This window comes from Catenuloplanes indicus, from assembly GCF_030813715.1.
Classification (GTDB): domain Bacteria; phylum Actinomycetota; class Actinomycetes; order Mycobacteriales; family Micromonosporaceae; genus Catenuloplanes; species Catenuloplanes indicus.
The window spans coordinates 6,409,281-6,424,008 of sequence record NZ_JAUSUZ010000001.1 but is presented as its reverse complement, the minus strand read 5'-3'; the positions used below and the strand labels follow the sequence as shown (position 1 = coordinate 6,424,008).

Below are 14,728 nucleotides of genomic sequence, written 5' to 3'. Positions count from 1 at the left end.
CGCGCCACTATCCCAGAGGCCAGACCGTGTCCTCGTCGAAGGGGCCCACGACCGCGAGTGACCGCGGCCGGGTGAGCAGGTCCTCGGCGAGCGCCGCGATCTCGTCCGCGGTGACCGCGTCAACCCGCTCCAGGAAGCCGGAGACCGGCAGCAGGTCGTCGTAGAGCAGCTCGGCCTTGGCCAGGCGGGTCATCCGGGAGCCGGTGTCCTCCAGGCCGAGCACGAACGCGCCCTTCGTCATGCCCTTGCCGCGCGCCAGCTCCTCCGCGGTCAGGCCGGCACGGGCGACCCGGGCCAGTTCGGCACGGGACAGCTCCAGCACCTCCTCGACCTTGCCGGGCGCGCAGCCCGCGTAGACCGCGAAGAGGCCGGAGTCCGCGTACTGCGTGGTGTAGGAGTAGACCGAGTAGGCCAGGCCGCGCTTCTCCCGGATCTCCTGGAACAGCCGGCTGGACATGCCGCCGCCGAGCACGTTGTTGAGCACGCCGGCGGTGAACCGGCGGTCGTCCAGCCGGGCCAGGCCGGGCGCGCCGAGCACGACGTGCGCCTGCTCGGTGTCCTTCGGCTCCACCACCTGCGCGGGCGGCGCGTACGCGGGCACCGGCGTGGACGCGCGGCGACCGGCGGGTTCGGCGGGCGGGCCGTCCAGCGGCGTGCCGGCCAGCGCCGCGCGCACCTGGGCCACGATCGCGTCGTGGTCGAGGTTGCCTGCCGCGGCGATCACCAGGTGCGGCGCGGTGTACCGCTCGCGGTAGAACGTCTCGATCTGCGCGCGGGTCATCGCGCCGATGGTCTGTTCGGTGCCGGAGATGAGCTGGCCCAGCGGATGGTCGCCGTAGATCAGCTCGGTGAAGATGTCGTGCACCTGGTCGCCGGGCTCGTCGTCGTGCATGGCGATCTCTTCGAGGATCACGCCACGCTCGGTCTCCACGTCCGCGTCCGCGAGCACGGAGTTGGCCGCGAGGTCACAGAGCACGTCGACCGCGAGCGGCAGGTTCTCGTCCAGCACGCGCGCGTAGTAGCACGTGTATTCCTTGGCGGTGAACGCGTTCGTCTCGCCGCCGACCGCCTCGATCTCCGCGGAGATGTCCATCGCGGTGCGCCGCTCGGTGCCCTTGAAGAGCAGGTGCTCCAGGAAGTGCGACGCGCCGGAGAACTCCGGCGACTCGTCGCGGGAGCCGATCGCGGCCCAGATCCCGATCGAGACGCTGCGGACGGTCGGGATGGACTCGGTGACGATGCGCAGCCCACTGGGCAGCACGGTCTTGTTGACCGTGCCGCCCAGTGGGTCAGCGCCCCGCTGAACGGGGTTCGTCATCAGTCGCGGCGCGTCCGGCGACGACGCGGGCCGTCGCCGCCCTCGCCGCCACCCTCGCCCTCGGCGCGCGGCTCGCGGGGAGCGCGGTCGCCACGGTCGCCGCCACGGTCACCACGCGGGCCGCGGTCACCACGGTCGCCGCCACGGTCACCGCGCGGCGGGCGGTCGCCGGAAGCGGCCTCGGCCGCCGGGGCCTCCTCGCCCTCGGCGCGCACCTTGTCGAGGTAGATCTTGCCGCGCTGGTCGATGTCCGCGATCTGGACCTCGATCTTGTCGCCGACGTTGAGGAAGTCCTCGACCTTCTCGACGCGCTTGCCGTTGCCCACCTTGGAGATGTGCAGCAGGCCGTCGCGGCCCGGGACCAGCGAGATGAACGCGCCGAACGCGGCCGTCTTGACGACCGTGCCGAGGAACTTCTCGCCGACCTTCGGCAGCGTCGGGTTCGCGATGCCGTTGATCCGGTCGACCGCCGCCTGGGCCGACGGCCCGTTGGTGGCGCCGACGTAGATCGTGCCGTCGTCCTCGATGGAGATCTCGGCGCCGGTCTCGTCCTGGATCGCGTTGATCGTCTGGCCCTTCGGGCCGATGACCATGCCGATCTTATCGACCGGGATCTTCACCGTCGTCACGCGCGGCGCGTGGTCGGACATCTCGCCCGGACCCTCGATCGCGGCCTGCATCACGCCGAGGATCGTGCCGCGGGCCTCGTGGGCCTGCTGCAGCGCGGCCGCGAGCACGTCCGACGGGATGCCGTCGAGCTTCGTGTCGAGCTGCAGCGCGGTCACGAACTCCGGCGTACCGGCGACCTTGAAGTCCATGTCACCGAACGCGTCCTCGGCGCCGAGGATGTCGGTCAGCGTCACGTACTCCGTCTTGCCGTCGACCTCGTCGGAGATGAGGCCCATGGCGATGCCGGCGACCGGCGCCTTCAGCGGGACACCCGCGGAGAGCAGCGCCAGCGTGGACGCGCAGACCGAGCCCATCGAGGTCGAGCCGTTCGAGCCCAGCGCCTCGGAGACCTGGCGGATCGCGTACGGGAACTCCTCGCGGCTGGGCAGCACCGGCACCAGCGCCCGCTCGGCGAGCGCGCCGTGGCCGATCTCGCGCCGCTTCGGCGAGCCGACCCGGCCGGTCTCACCGGTCGAGTACGGCGGGAAGTTGTAGTTGTGCATGTAGCGCTTGGACTTCTCCGGCGCCAGCGTGTCCAGCGCCTGCTCCATGCGCAGCATGTTCAGCGTGGTGACGCCCATGATCTGGGTCTCGCCACGCTCGAACAGCGCGGAGCCGTGCACCCGCGGCAGCACGCCGACCTCGGCGTGCAGCGGACGGATGTCGCGCGGGCCGCGGCCGTCGATGCGGACCTGCTCGCGGAGCACCCGGTTGCGCACCTCGGACTTGGTGACCGAGCGGAACGCGGCGGAGATCTCCTTCTCGCGGCCCTCGAACTGGCCGGCGAGCTGCTCCGCGACCTTGGCCTTGACCAGGTCGAGCGCCTCCTCGCGGTCGGCCTTGCCAGCGATCTTGAGCGCCTCGGCGACCTCGCCACGCGCGGCGGTGGAGACGGCCTCGTACACGTCGTCCTGGTAGTCCAGGAAGACCGGGAACTCGACGACCGGCTTCGCGGCCACGTCGGCCAGCTCGCTCTGCGCGCGGCAGAGCTCGCGGATGGCCGGCTTCGCGGCCTCCAGGCCGCTGGCCACGATCTCCTCGGTCGGCGCGGTGGCACCGGCGGCGATCAGCTTGACCGCGTTCGGCGTGGCCTCGGCCTCGACCATCATGATCGCGACGTCACCGTCGGGCAGCGTGCGGCCCGCGACGACCATGTCGAACGTGGCGCGCTCCAGCTCCTCGAGCGTCGGGAACGCCACCCACTGGCCGTCGATGTGCGCGACCCGGGTCGCGCCGATCGGACCGGAGAACGGCAGACCGGAGAGCTTGGTGGACATGGACGCCGCGTTCATGGCGACCACGTCGTACGGGTGGGCCGGGTCGAGCGCCAGCACGGTCTCGACGACCTGGACCTCGTTGCGCAGGCCCTTGGTGAAGGACGGGCGCAGCGGCCGGTCGATCAGGCGGCAGGTGAGGATCGCGTCCTCGCTGGGCCGGCCCTCGCGGCGGAAGAACGAGCCGGGGATGCGGCCCGCGGCGTACATCCGCTCCTCGACGTCGACGGTCAGCGGGAAGAAGTCGAAGTGCTCCTTCGGCGACTTGCTGGCCGTGGTCGCGGAGAGGACGACCGTCTCGCCGAGCTGGGCGATGACGGAGCCGGCGGCCTGCTTGGCCAGGCGGCCGGTGGAGAAGGTGATCTCACGGGTGCCGAACGCGCCGTTGTCGATCACTGCGGTGCTGTGCTGGGTGCCGAGAGCGTTGTTCTGCTCGGTCATAAGCGGTGTTGCACTCCTTCGGTCGTGGGCCACGACCACCTGTGCCGGAGCGCCACCCGACGAATGGGGGCGGCTGCTCAGTCGGCCGGTCTTCGATCGAAGCGCCCGGGGCGGCGGCGTGCGCCGGCCCGGAGGCCACTACCGAGGACCGGTGCGCTGACCGGCGGTGGTCAGTGCGGCCCAGCTGTCTGTGTTGTGGTGTTACCGAGACGGGCGGCGTTTCCGCCGCCCGTCGAAGAAGCTATCGGCGCAGGCCGAGGCGCTCGATGAGCGTCCGGTAGCGGGCGATGTCCTTCTTCTGGACGTAGTTGAGCAGCCGGCGGCGACGGCCGACCAGCAGCAGCAGACCACGACGGCTGTGGTGGTCGTGCTTGTGCACCTTGAGGTGCTCGGTCAGGTCCGCGATCCGCTTGGTCAGCACGGCCACCTGAACCTCGGGAGAACCGGTGTCACCCTCGGCGGTCGCGAAGTCCGCGCGGATCTTGCTCTTCTGCTCTTGGTCGAGCGCCATTCCATCAAATCCTGTCGGTTGCAACCTGTCGCTGATCCGCGGCCCGCGGCGTCGAGCAGGCAGGCGGAGCGAAACCTCGGAGACCCGAAGTCTCAACCACACTACAGCAACACGGCCGAACACCGCCCGCAACCGGTCCGCCTCACCCGGCGCGCAGAAGCCCTCTGGTCTGCTCGACGTCCTCGGTGATCTGCGCCACCAGTGGCTCGACACCCTGGTAGGCGCGGGTCTCCCGGAGCCGGGCCACGAAGTCCAGGCCGAGCCGTTCGCCGTAGAGGTCGCCGGTGAAGTCGAGCGCGTAAGCCTCGACACGTCGCTCGCTGCCGGAGAACGTCGGATTGGTGCCGATCGAGATCGCCGCCATCAGCCGCTCGTCACGGCGGACCAGCCAGCCCGCGTAGACGCCGTCCGCCGGGATCGCCGCGTACCGCCCGGCGAGCAGGTTCGCGGTCGGGAAACCCAGCTCACGGCCGCGCTGATCACCGCGGACCACCACGCCCTCCAGCCGGTGCGGGCGGCCGAGCGCGCGGGCCGCGGCGGCGACGTCACCCGCGTCCACGCAGGCGCGGATGTACGTGGAGGAGAAGACCGTGCCCTCCTCCGCCGAGATCAGCGGCGCGTCCTCCACCGCGAAACCGAACGTGCGGCCGAGCCGCCGCAGCAGCGCCACGTCGCCGGCCGCGCGGTGCCCGAAGCGGAAGTTCTCCCCCACCACGACCTGGGCCGCGTGCAGGTGCTCGACCAGCACCTCGTGCACGAACTCCTCCGGGGAGCGCCGGGAGAAGTCCTGGGTGAACGGCAGCACGCAGAGCGCGTCCGTGCCGAGCGCCTCGATCAGGTCGGCCTTGCGGCCCGCCTCGGTCAGCACCGCCGGGTGCGAACCGGGCCGGACCACCTCGGACGGGTGTGGGTCGAACGTCACGACCACCGAGCGGACGCCCAGGTCACGGGCGCGCTTCACGGTGTCGCCGATGGTGGCCTGGTGACCGCGGTGCACGCCGTCGAAGACACCGATCGTCACGACCGATCGGCCCCAGCCACCCGGAACCGCGTCGTATCCCCGCCACCGCTGCATGCCGCAAGCCTATGCAAGCGCGCGGCCGCGGTCAGGAGGGGGTGACCGCGGCGGAGGCCAGTTTCCGGGTGACCTCGGTCGCGCGGTCGACGGCGGCGGAGATCCGCTCGATGTGGCCGCGCGCCTCGTCGACGCCGGCCACCCCGTCCAGGTCCTCCTCCAGGAACTGAAGGTAGTTGGCGGCGATCCCGAGCAGGTTCGCCAGATCGTGCGTGCCTTGACGGACCTCGTCCGCCAAGCCTGGAGCGGGATGCCCGCTCTTGGCATCGCGCTCCAGGCGCCCGGGTGTTGGCCGGGAGTCTTGTGCGGGATGCCCGCTCTTGGCATCGCGCTCCAGGCGCCCGGGTGTTGGCCGGGAGTCTTGTGCGGGATGCCCGCTCTTGGCATCGCGCTCCAGGCGCCCGGGTGTTGGCCGGGAGTCTTGTGCGGGATGCCCGCTCTTGGCATCGCGCTCCAGGCGCCCGGGTGTTGGCTGGGAGTCTGCCATGCGGTCATTCCATCATATAACTGCACAATGAAGACATCACGGGTACGGCCGTGCGCGCGACCCCCGGAACCTTCGCCGCCAAACGCCCGGCGCCGCCACCGAGCGCAACTACAGTGCGTAATGCAATGAAGATTGAGAGCAATCAGATGGTGGTCATCGCGGCGGAACTGGTCTTCGCGGCGCTCTTCCTGCGCGTGCTCTATCACCTGGTCCGCCGCCCGGACCCACTGCAGCGCGCGGTCACGCTGATCTTCGCGGCGCCCACCGTGATCTTCCTGGTGGACTCACTGAACCGCGTGCTCGGCAACCCGTTCGCGGTCGGCGGCATCCGTATCAACGCGCTGTTCCTGCCGGTGCTGCTCCTCCAGCCGTACCTCACGATGCGGTTGATCTCGCTCCTGCGGCCGGTCCGGCGCGAGCTGACCACGGCGCTGCTCGCCGGCGCCCTGATCATCGGCGCCGGGCTGCTGACCGTGCGGGCCGGCACGCCGATGCGCCCGGTCGTGCTGATCATCGCGATGACGTTCTTCGCGATCGCGGAGAACGTCCCCGCGTTCCATCTGGCCTCGGCCGCGCGCCGGCGGACCGGCTCTCCGCGGATCCGGCTGTCGATCGCGGCCGGTTCCACGTTCGCGTTCGCCGGTGTGGTGGTGCTGATGGGGTTCGCCGCGCTGTTCCCGGTCGGCCCGGGGACGGGCGCGTCGCCGTTCAGCGCCGCGGCCCGGGTACTCGCGGTCGCCTGCGGCATCGGGTACGCCGCCGCGTTCCTGCCACCGGGCTGGCTGCGCCGGATGTGGTCGGCGACCGCGCTGCAGGCCGTCACGGTTCGGCTGCTCGACGCGCCCGCGACCGAGACCGGCCCGCAGATCTGGCAGCGGTACGCCGAGATGATGCGTGAGGAGTCCGCCGCGGACGCGGTCGCGGTGCTGGTCCGCAAGCCCGACGGGCACCTGGAGCAGACCGCCTACGCGGGTGAGGTGGACGCGCCGCTGACCGGCTTCGACGAGGACGACCTGATCGACCTGCTGAAGGCACCGCAGCCGGTGCCGCTGGCCACCGTCACCCGGTTCCACCGCACCCCGCAGCAGCCCACGCTCGCCACTCACTACGCCGGACAGGGCGAACGCGGCTACCTCACCACGCTGTACATGCGGGTGCCGCCGGCCGAGGCCGGCGCGGTCCTGATCTTCCACCGCTTCCGTGGGCTGTTCAGCGAGGACGACCTGCGGCTGCTGGCCGACTTCGGCGGGCACGCCGGTGTGCTGGCCGAACGCGGCGTCGTGCTGACCGAGCAGCGCCGGCTGACCGAGGAGCTGGCCGCGTCGGTGGAGAAGCTGACGCTGGCCAGCCAGGCGAAGAGCGACTTCCTGGCGAACATGAGCCACGAGCTGCGTACCCCGTTGAACGCGATCATCGGGTTCAGCGACCTGATGCGCGGCGAGCAGCCGATCGACGACCGGCGCAGCGTACCCGCCGACTGGGTGGACCACATCCACAACAGCGGCCGTCACCTGCTCGGCCTGATCAACGACATCCTGGACCTGGCCAAGGTCGAGGCCGGCCGCATCGACCTGCACCCGGCGCCGCTACGCGTGGACAACGCCGCGAAGGAGCTGCTCACCGGCCTGCGCCCGCTCATCGACCGGAAGTCGCTCACGGTCGAGTCGCGGTTGCCGGAGCTGACCGTTCGCGCGGACGCGCTGCGCTTCCGGCAGATCCTGGAGAACCTGCTCTCCAACGCCATCAAGTTCACCCCGGAGGGCGGCACGATCACGCTCGACGCGGAGGCGTTCACCGACGACGGCCGGCCGATGGTCGCGCTCGCGGTCGGCGACACCGGCATCGGCATCGCCGAGGAGGACCTGCCGCGCGTGTTCGAGGAGTTCCAGCAGGTCGGCGATCGCACCCACCACCAGGCCGGCACCGGGCTGGGGCTGGCGCTGGCCCGCCGGCTGGTGCAGGCGCACGGCGGCGACATCACGGTCACGTCCGCGCTCGGCACCGGCAGCCGCTTCACGATCACGCTGCCGGACGCGACCGAGGTCCCGCACCCGGCCGACACCGTGGTGGTCGAGCCGAAGACCCGGGAACGCGGCCGGATCCTGCTGATCGAGGACGACGTGCGGTCCGCGGAGCTGCTCCGGACCTACCTGGTCAAGGCCGGGTACCGGGTGGAGATGGCGACCAGCGGCGAGTCCGGTCTGAACGCGGCCCGGGTCAACCCGCCGGACGCGATCCTGCTGGACGTGGTGCTGCCCGGCATCGACGGCTGGGCCGTGATCCGCGAGCTGAAGCAGGACGGGCTGCTCGCCTCGATCCCGGTGCTGTTCATCTCCGTCGTCGACGAGCGGCATGCCGGCATCGCGATGGGCGCGGCCGACTTCCTGGTAAAGCCGGTCGCGGACCATCAGCTGGTCGGCTCGCTGGCCCGGCACATCTACACCGGCCCGGCCGAGCAGCCGACCGTGCTGGTGGTCGACGACGACGCGGACAGCCGGCATTCGGTCGAGGCCAGCCTGCGCACCGCCGGTGCCGAGGTGGTGTCCTGCGCCGACGGCGCCGAGGGCCTGGAGATGAGCCGCAACCAGCACTTCGACCTGATCGTCTGCGACCTGCGCATGCCCGACCTGGACGGGTTCTCGCTGCTGGCCGCGTTCAACGAGGACCCGGCGAACGCGGACGTGCCGGTGGTCGCGCTGGCGTCCACCGCCACGGCCGGCGCTGACGGTCCGGTGATGAGCGGCAAGCTGCTGGCCCGTGCCATCCACGGCACCGAGGAGTGGGACAACCTGGTCGCGCTGGCCAGCGGCACCGCCGCAGCCCGGCGGAACGAGATCGAGACTGTCGAACGAGGTGACCGATGACCGCGCGCATCCTGCTGGTGGAGGACGAGGAACTCAACCGCGTGCTGGTGCGGGCCGTGCTGGCCCGCGCCGACGACCCCGGCGTCCGCGACGCCCGCCTGGTCGAGGCCGGCACCCTGGCTGCGGCCCGCGACGTGCTGCGACACCCGGACCAGGTCGACGTGGTGCTGCTCGACATGAACCTGCCGGACGGCAGCGGCCTCGATCTGGCCACCGAGCTGGCCGCCATCGCCACCACCGGCAAACCGAAGGTCATCGCGCTCACCGCGAGCGTGCTGCCCAGCGACCGGGCCGCCGCGATCGAGGCCGGCTGCGACGGCTTCCTGGACAAGCCCTACGCCGCCGCCGACCTGGTCACCGTGATCGCCGACCACCTGCCCGACCGGTGACCGGAACCGCGGCCCACCGGCCGGGAACCTTTCTTCCCGCTTCCGGCGTGGTCGCGTTCCGAGTGCTCCCGCGGGCACCGGTCGTCGCTGGCGCTCCTCCCTGCACGTCAGGTGGGCGGCTGAGAAAAGCCCGCGACCTCCGCGGCCCGGCGATCCGGTCCTCTACGGCAGCCGGCGCGACCGGCTCCGGGAGTGGCCGGTCGTGGTGGGGTGTCAGGCCGGAGCCAGGACGATCTCCGGGCGTGCCTTGCCCTCGCGTTCGCTGACGATGGCCAGCAACGTGCCCTCGGTGCTCAGCACCGCGTACGGGCCGTCGATACCGGCGCGGTCGAGTGGGCCGCCGTGGGAGAGCGTGCGGGCCTCCTCGGGCGTGGCCTCGCGCACCGGGAAGCAGCGGCGGGCCGCGTCCGGCATCGGGAGCGTCACCACGTCCGGTGAGCGGGCCTCGAGTTGCTCCAGCGTCAGTGCCTCGGCCAATGGGAAGCCGCCCACCTCGGTGCGGCGGAGCGCGGTCAGGTGGCCGCCGACGGCCAGCCGCGCGCCGAGGTCACGGGCGATGGCTCGGATGTAGGTGCCGGACGAGCAGCTGACGCTCACGTCCACGTCGACCAGGTCGCCGTCGCGGCGGATTCCGTGCACGTCCAGCCGGGAGATCGTGATCCGCCGGGCGGCGAGCGTCACCGCCTCGCCGTCGCGGACCTTCTTGTAGGCGCGCTCACCGTTCACCTTGATCGCGCTGACCGAGCTCGGCACCTGATCGATCTCGCCGGCGAACGACGCCAGCGCGGTCCGGATCTCGTCGTCGCTCAGGTGTCCGGCCGGCACGGTCGCGGTCACGTCGCCCTCGGCGTCGTCCGTCACCGTGGTCTGTCCCAGCCGGATCGTGCCGTCGTAGCTCTTGGTCGCGCCGGTCACGTAGGTCAGCAGCTTCGTCCCGCGCCCCACACCGATCACCAGCACACCGGTGGCCATCGGGTCCAGCGTGCCGCCGTGCCCGACCCGGCGCGTCCTCGCCAGCCGCCGCATCCGCGCCACGACGTCGTGCGACGTCATACCACCCGGCTTGTCCACCACGACCAGACCTTCCACGCGCCACCCCATGTCTCACCACGAACCCGGACGCACGATTATCCCGGACGCACGGCCACGGCCCCACGGCTGCCCTCACGTGACGTCGGTGTCCAGGACCACCTTGATCATGAGACGTCACGGTGGTGCCGCAGGCACCGCGGCTCCCGGCGCCGGGACGCGTAGAGATCGGCGATGAACTCCGCCATCTCCTCGTCGGAATCGAAGAAGCCGGGTACGGCGAGGTCGGCTGCGGAGTTCAGCGGCTCCACCCCCTGCCGCCGCGCCTGGTCGTCGGCCGAGACGTGCGGGAGATCCCGGATCCATTGCGGGACCCACTCGGGCCGGCCAGGCGCGGCGTCGCTTTCCTAGGGTGCGTCTCAGTGATGGCGCAGTTGTCGGGACCGGTCCGACAGGCCGCAACGGGCCCATCATAGGCGCCTTCAGCAGGCACAACAGATGCCATGCAGCTACCCGGTGGAGTCCTGGGAGATGTCCCGGCCAGCAAGAACGGACATGTAGAAAGGTCGCGCCAAGGGGTCAGCGCGTGGCGCCGACCACCGACCATGCCGATGAGCGCACACGCAGTAACAGCGCGACCAATCGCATGAGCGTGAACAGCGCGAGCCCGGTCCACACGCCGCCGAGCCCGAGATCCAGCGCATAGGCCACCCAGATGCCCGGCAGGAAGCCGCACAGCGCGGCCACGATGGTCATGTTGCGCATGAACGCCACGTCGCCCGCGCCGATCATGACGCCGTCCAGCGCGTAGACCACGCCGACCAGCGGCAGCAGCGCGACGAACCACGGCCACACCACCAGTGCCTGCGCGTGCACCGCGGCGTCCGGCGTGAACAGCGCCGGGATCAACCGCGCACCGGCGCCGAAGAACACCGCGAAGAGCACGCCGGAGACCAGCCCGATCAGCCCGATCTGGCGGCTCAGCCGGCGTGCCTGGGGCTCGTCACCGGCGCCGAGCGCGGCGCCGACCAGCGACTGCGCCGCGATCGCCACCGCGTCCAGCACGAGCGCGGCGAAGAACCACAGCTGAATCGCGATCTGATGGGCGGCCAGCGCGGCGTCGCCGTACCGGGCCGCGACGGACGTGGCGGACAGCCAGCACGCCTGAAACGCGGCACCGCGGATCAGCAGGTCGCGGCCGACCACGAGCTGGGCCATGATGTCCGCGGGGTGCGGCCGCAGCGACACCCGCTCACGCAGCAGCGCGGCCACGAACAGTACGCCGGAGCCGAGCTGCGCGATCACGTTCGCGATCGCGGAGCCGTGCAGGCCGAGCCCCGCGGGGTAGACCAGCAGCGGGCAGAGCACGGCGGACACCACGTTCGCCACCACCACGATGGCGAGCGGCCGGCGGGTCTCCTGGACGCCGCGCATCCAGCCGTTGCCGGCCGCGACCAGCATCAGGCCGGGCGCGCCGAGCACCGCGATGCGCAGCCACTCCTCCGCCGCCTGCGCGACCGGCGTGGGTCCACCGGCCAGCACGCGGGCCAGCGGACCGGCCAGCACCTGCACCGCCGCGATGATGACCAGGCCGCCGAGCAGCGCCAGCCAGGACGCCTGGACGCCCTCCTCGACCGCAGCCCGGCGGTCACCCGCGCCGTAGCGGCGGGCCGACCGGCCGGTGGTGCCGTACGCCATCACCGTGCCGAGCCAGGCCGCGAACGACATGACGGTCCCGCCGATGCCGAGCGCGGCAAGTGGCACCCGGCCGAGGTGGCCGACCACGGCGGTGTCGACCAGCACGTAGATCGGCTCGGCGGCCAGCACCACCAGCGCGGGGAGGGCGAGGGCGGCGATCCGGCGCAGCGGCACTCGATCGGCGGCGACGGGGTTGTTCATCGCCGCGCATGGTGACACATGCCGGGTAAGGACTTCAAGAAGGTGCGCTACTTACACGTACCCCTGAGCCCCCGAACCCCCGAGGATTATTGACGCACGTCCAGCGAGACCTGCAGCGCGCGGCGGGCCTGCTCGCGGGCGTCGTCGACCGGCCGGGCCGGCGACGGCTCGGCGACCGCGGCGGCGGACGGCGGGACGGCAGTGGTGACGACCGGTGCCGGAGCGGGACGCGTGGCGGTGATGGTCATGGTGACGGTCCTCCATGGTCGGGCTCGGGGCGCACGACGGCGCACCCGTGACTGGCGGTGCCTCTGCGACACGCCAGCGGGCCCTCCGGGATCACCGGAGCGCTGCCGCGGCGGCGCGCGAGCCCCGAGTCGGTCAGACCCTGGAGCAACTGTGCAAAAGCAATGCGAAGCGGTACGGGACAGCAGTGACCCGCGACCACCTGCACGCTACCCAAATTAACGTTAAGTCGACGCCGTCAAGCCGACACTTCCCGTCATACGGACCGGTAACCGATCCGCGCGAATCTATGCAAAGGCCTCAGCGGGCGAAGAAGTGCCAGCCCAGCCACCACCAGAAGCCGAGCAGACCGATCCGCCCCACCGGCACCCGGCCGACCTGGTAGCGCATCACGTACGCACAGAGGTCGCCGAACGTGGGTACGCGCGACCCCTCCCGTCGCGCGGCCGCCTCCACCGCCATCAGCAACAGCCCGGCCAGCACGAAGCCACCGATCGCGAGCGCCCGGAGGGTCATCGGCGGGCCAGTCCCCAGAACGCGCACAGCCAGCCGAAGAACCCGGCGGCGCGCACGGCCGGGTCGGCCAGCAGCGGATCGGCCAGTTTGGACAGTGTCGGGTACGAGTACGCCGACCCGGTCAGGAACGTCGAGCCCTCGAACGCCACGAACACCACGGCGGGCGCGAGCCACCACACCGAGCCGCGACCGGGCCGGCCCGGCACCGGCCGGCGCGGCACCCGCTGCGACAGGCCGAACCACATCAGCGTGCCGCCGACGCTCAGCGAGTAGATGTTGGCCGCCGTGGAGAACGACGGCAGCTGGCCACCGACCAGCGAGACGACGGCGAAGACGGGCATGACCACCAGCGGCCGGTCCCACGCTCTCGGAGCGTCGACCGCGACTTCCCGGGGAGCCTCCATGCCATCGATTGTCACCGCCACGAAGGCGCGCTGACCAGACGGCTAGCGGATGACGGACCCGTCCAGTTCGGACCGGATCGAGGCGAGGACGTCCGCCGGGCTGCCGGTGCCGGTGAAGCCGGCCGCGGCCCGGTGACCGCCGCCGCCGAGCAGACCGGCCACCCGGGACACGTCGACCGCGCCCTTGCTGCGCATCGAGACCGACCAGGTGTCCTCGGCGATCTGCTTGAGCACCACGCACACGTCCGCCTCGGCCACGCAGCGCACCGAGTCGATCAGTGCCTCCAGCACGTGCGGGCGCTGGCCGTGCTTCTCCAGGTCGGCGAGCGTCGCGGTGGTCCAGCACAGGCCGTGGCCGGCTGCCGCGTCCTGGTCCAGCTCGCAGCGGCCGAGTACCTCACCGAAGAGCTTGACCGCGCCGAGCGGGCGGCTGTCGAACACCCGCTGGGCGATCTCGCCGGGGTGGATGCCGGTCGCGACCAGCCGCGCGGCCATCTGGTGCACGGCCGGGGTGGTGGCGGCGAACCGGAACGAGCCGGTGTCCGTCGTCAGCGCCGTGTAGAGGCACTCGGCGATCTCCGCGTCCAGCGGCACGTCCAGCCGGTCGAGCAGCTGCTCGACCACCACGGAGGTGGCTGCGGCGGCCGGGTCCACCAGCCGCACCGCGCCGAAGCCGGGGTTGGAGGCGTGATGGTCGAGCACCACGGAGTCGCGCGCGGTGCTCAGCCGGCTCGCGAGCGCGCCGAGCCGGTCGGTGCTGGCCGCGTCGAACGTGACCAGCAGGTCCGGATCCGTCCACGCCTCGGTCTCCGGGATCATCCGGTCCACGCCGGGGACCTCGCGCAGTGGCTCCGGCACGTCGAACGGGCCGGGAAACGTCGCCTGGACGTGGCGTGCGCCGAGCCGGCGCAGGCCGTGCGCGAAGCCGAGCATGCTGCCGAGCGCGTCACCGTCCGGGTTGACGTGACAGACCAGCAGGATCCGCCCGTCCGGCAGCCAGCGCCGGACCGCGGCCACGGCCGCCGCCCAGTCCGTCTCCCGCGGTGGGCCGACCGGGCCCTCCGCGGCGGTCCGGGGCGGCGGCACGATGCTGCGGGCCGGCGCGGCCGTCACCGCTTCTCCTGCTCGACGAGCTCGTCGTCGTCCTCGAACTCGTCGTCCTCGTCCTCGTCGTCTTCCTTGTACGGCTGGGCGTCGCCCGCGTACGTGGCACCGGCCGCGAGCTTCTGCGTCTCCGCGTCCGCCTGACGCGCCTGGGCCAGCAGGTCGTCGATGTGCTTGGCCTGGTCCTGGACGTCGTCCAGCACGAAGGCCAGCGACGGCGAGTGGCGGATGCCGAGCGCCTTGCCGACCGTGCTGCGGAGCAGGCCCTTCGCGCTCTCCAGCGCGGCAGCGGTCGACGCCTGTGCCTCGGCGTCGCCGAGCACCGTGTAGAAGACCGTCGCCTCGCGCAGATCCGCCGTGATCCGGGCGTCGGTGATCGTGATCATCCCGAGCCGCGGGTCCTTGATCTGCGAGCGCACCACGGAGGCCACCAGCTTGTGAACCCGCTCGGCGTGCCGGCGCACCTTGGCCGAATCAGTCATCTCGTCCACCTCCACGCTGA

General features: G+C 71.7%; 15 protein-coding genes. 2 read left to right on the top strand and 13 right to left on the bottom strand.

All coding sequences use genetic code 11. The features are described 5' to 3' along the window. Positions 1-7 precede the first annotated feature (7 nt). The 5 genes from J2S42_RS29175 to J2S42_RS29155 all read right to left on the bottom strand — a co-directional run bounded on the left by J2S42_RS29175 (position 8) and on the right by J2S42_RS29155 (position 5,526). The gene (locus J2S42_RS29175) at positions 8-1,318 is read right to left on the bottom strand and encodes a M16 family metallopeptidase (protein ID WP_307244191.1); all 1,311 of its coding nucleotides are present in this window, start codon (positions 1,316-1,318) and stop codon (positions 8-10) included. Further along, positions 1,318-3,702: a polyribonucleotide nucleotidyltransferase gene (locus tag J2S42_RS29170; protein ID WP_307244189.1), complete on the bottom strand. Its 2,385-nt coding sequence runs from the start codon at positions 3,700-3,702 to the stop codon at positions 1,318-1,320. Before J2S42_RS29170 ends, J2S42_RS29175 begins: the two co-directional genes overlap by 1 nt. Positions 3,703-3,943: 241 nt before the next feature. Beyond that, complete coding sequence (gene rpsO / locus J2S42_RS29165; RefSeq protein WP_307244188.1) at positions 3,944-4,213, bottom strand: 30S ribosomal protein S15; 270 nt, start codon at positions 4,211-4,213, stop codon at positions 3,944-3,946. A 142-nt stretch (positions 4,214-4,355) separates the two neighbouring features. Beyond that, the gene (locus J2S42_RS29160) at positions 4,356-5,288 is read right to left on the bottom strand and encodes a bifunctional riboflavin kinase/FAD synthetase (RefSeq protein ID WP_307244186.1); all 933 of its coding nucleotides are present in this window, start codon (positions 5,286-5,288) and stop codon (positions 4,356-4,358) included. 31 nt (positions 5,289-5,319) lie between these two features. Further along, positions 5,320-5,526, bottom strand: coding sequence for a hypothetical protein (locus J2S42_RS29155; protein ID WP_307244184.1), 207 nt, complete (start codon positions 5,524-5,526; stop codon positions 5,320-5,322). A gap of 374 nt (positions 5,527-5,900) precedes the next feature. On the opposite strand from J2S42_RS29155, the gene J2S42_RS29150 reads away from it, so the two are divergent. Further along, positions 5,901-8,639, top strand: coding sequence for a response regulator (locus tag J2S42_RS29150; protein WP_307244182.1), 2,739 nt, complete (start codon positions 5,901-5,903; stop codon positions 8,637-8,639). Further along, a complete protein-coding gene (locus J2S42_RS29145; RefSeq protein WP_307244180.1) occupies positions 8,636-9,028 on the top strand; it encodes a response regulator in 393 nt (130 codons plus the stop codon). Before J2S42_RS29150 ends, J2S42_RS29145 begins: the two co-directional genes overlap by 4 nt. Before the next feature lie 213 nt (positions 9,029-9,241). On the opposite strand, the gene truB is transcribed toward J2S42_RS29145, so the two are convergent. The 8 genes from truB to rbfA form a co-directional block, all read right to left on the bottom strand. Next, positions 9,242-10,117, bottom strand: a complete 876-nt coding sequence (truB, locus tag J2S42_RS29140; RefSeq protein WP_307244178.1) for a tRNA pseudouridine(55) synthase TruB — start codon at positions 10,115-10,117, stop codon at positions 9,242-9,244. A 107-nt stretch (positions 10,118-10,224) separates the two neighbouring features. Then, a complete protein-coding gene (locus J2S42_RS29135; RefSeq protein WP_307244176.1) occupies positions 10,225-10,368 on the bottom strand; it encodes a hypothetical protein in 144 nt (47 codons plus the stop codon). 268 nt (positions 10,369-10,636) lie between these two features. Beyond that, positions 10,637-11,956, bottom strand: coding sequence for an MATE family efflux transporter (locus tag J2S42_RS29130; protein ID WP_307244174.1), 1,320 nt, complete (start codon positions 11,954-11,956; stop codon positions 10,637-10,639). A gap of 86 nt (positions 11,957-12,042) precedes the next feature. After that, positions 12,043-12,204, bottom strand: a complete 162-nt coding sequence (locus tag J2S42_RS29125; RefSeq protein WP_307244172.1) for a hypothetical protein — start codon at positions 12,202-12,204, stop codon at positions 12,043-12,045. 298 nt (positions 12,205-12,502) lie between these two features. After that, the gene (locus J2S42_RS29120; RefSeq protein WP_307244170.1) at positions 12,503-12,718 is read right to left on the bottom strand and encodes a DUF6186 family protein; all 216 of its coding nucleotides are present in this window, start codon (positions 12,716-12,718) and stop codon (positions 12,503-12,505) included. Beyond that, the gene (locus J2S42_RS29115) at positions 12,715-13,122 is read right to left on the bottom strand and encodes a hypothetical protein (RefSeq protein ID WP_307244168.1); all 408 of its coding nucleotides are present in this window, start codon (positions 13,120-13,122) and stop codon (positions 12,715-12,717) included. The genes J2S42_RS29120 and J2S42_RS29115 overlap by 4 nt, the downstream gene beginning before the upstream one ends. Positions 13,123-13,164: 42 nt before the next feature. Further along, positions 13,165-14,208 (bottom strand): DHH family phosphoesterase, encoded by a 1,044-nt coding sequence (locus J2S42_RS29110; RefSeq protein ID WP_307249099.1) that lies wholly within the window; start codon positions 14,206-14,208, stop codon positions 13,165-13,167. A 23-nt stretch (positions 14,209-14,231) separates the two neighbouring features. Then, positions 14,232-14,708, bottom strand: a complete 477-nt coding sequence (gene rbfA, locus J2S42_RS29105) for a 30S ribosome-binding factor RbfA (RefSeq protein ID WP_307244167.1) — start codon at positions 14,706-14,708, stop codon at positions 14,232-14,234. Positions 14,709-14,728: the final 20 nt, after the last annotated feature.

Coding starts and splice junctions, on each gene's coding strand:
- J2S42_RS29115 (WP_307244168.1), bottom strand. CDS start 13,122: ATGGAGGCTCCCCGGGAAGTCGCGGTCGACGCTCCGAGAGCGTGGGAC.
- J2S42_RS29145 (WP_307244180.1), top strand. CDS start 8,636: ATGACCGCGCGCATCCTGCTGGTGGAGGACGAGGAACTCAACCGCGTG.
- rbfA (WP_307244167.1), bottom strand. CDS start 14,708: ATGACTGATTCGGCCAAGGTGCGCCGGCACGCCGAGCGGGTTCACAAG.
- J2S42_RS29125 (WP_307244172.1), bottom strand. CDS start 12,204: ATGACCATCACCGCCACGCGTCCCGCTCCGGCACCGGTCGTCACCACT.
- J2S42_RS29150 (WP_307244182.1), top strand. CDS start 5,901: ATGAAGATTGAGAGCAATCAGATGGTGGTCATCGCGGCGGAACTGGTC.
- J2S42_RS29175 (WP_307244191.1), bottom strand. CDS start 1,318: ATGACGAACCCCGTTCAGCGGGGCGCTGACCCACTGGGCGGCACGGTC.
- rpsO (WP_307244188.1), bottom strand. CDS start 4,213: ATGGCGCTCGACCAAGAGCAGAAGAGCAAGATCCGCGCGGACTTCGCG.
- J2S42_RS29120 (WP_307244170.1), bottom strand. CDS start 12,718: ATGACCCTCCGGGCGCTCGCGATCGGTGGCTTCGTGCTGGCCGGGCTG.
- J2S42_RS29160 (WP_307244186.1), bottom strand. CDS start 5,288: ATGCAGCGGTGGCGGGGATACGACGCGGTTCCGGGTGGCTGGGGCCGA.
- J2S42_RS29130 (WP_307244174.1), bottom strand. CDS start 11,956: ATGAACAACCCCGTCGCCGCCGATCGAGTGCCGCTGCGCCGGATCGCC.
- J2S42_RS29170 (WP_307244189.1), bottom strand. CDS start 3,702: ATGACCGAGCAGAACAACGCTCTCGGCACCCAGCACAGCACCGCAGTG.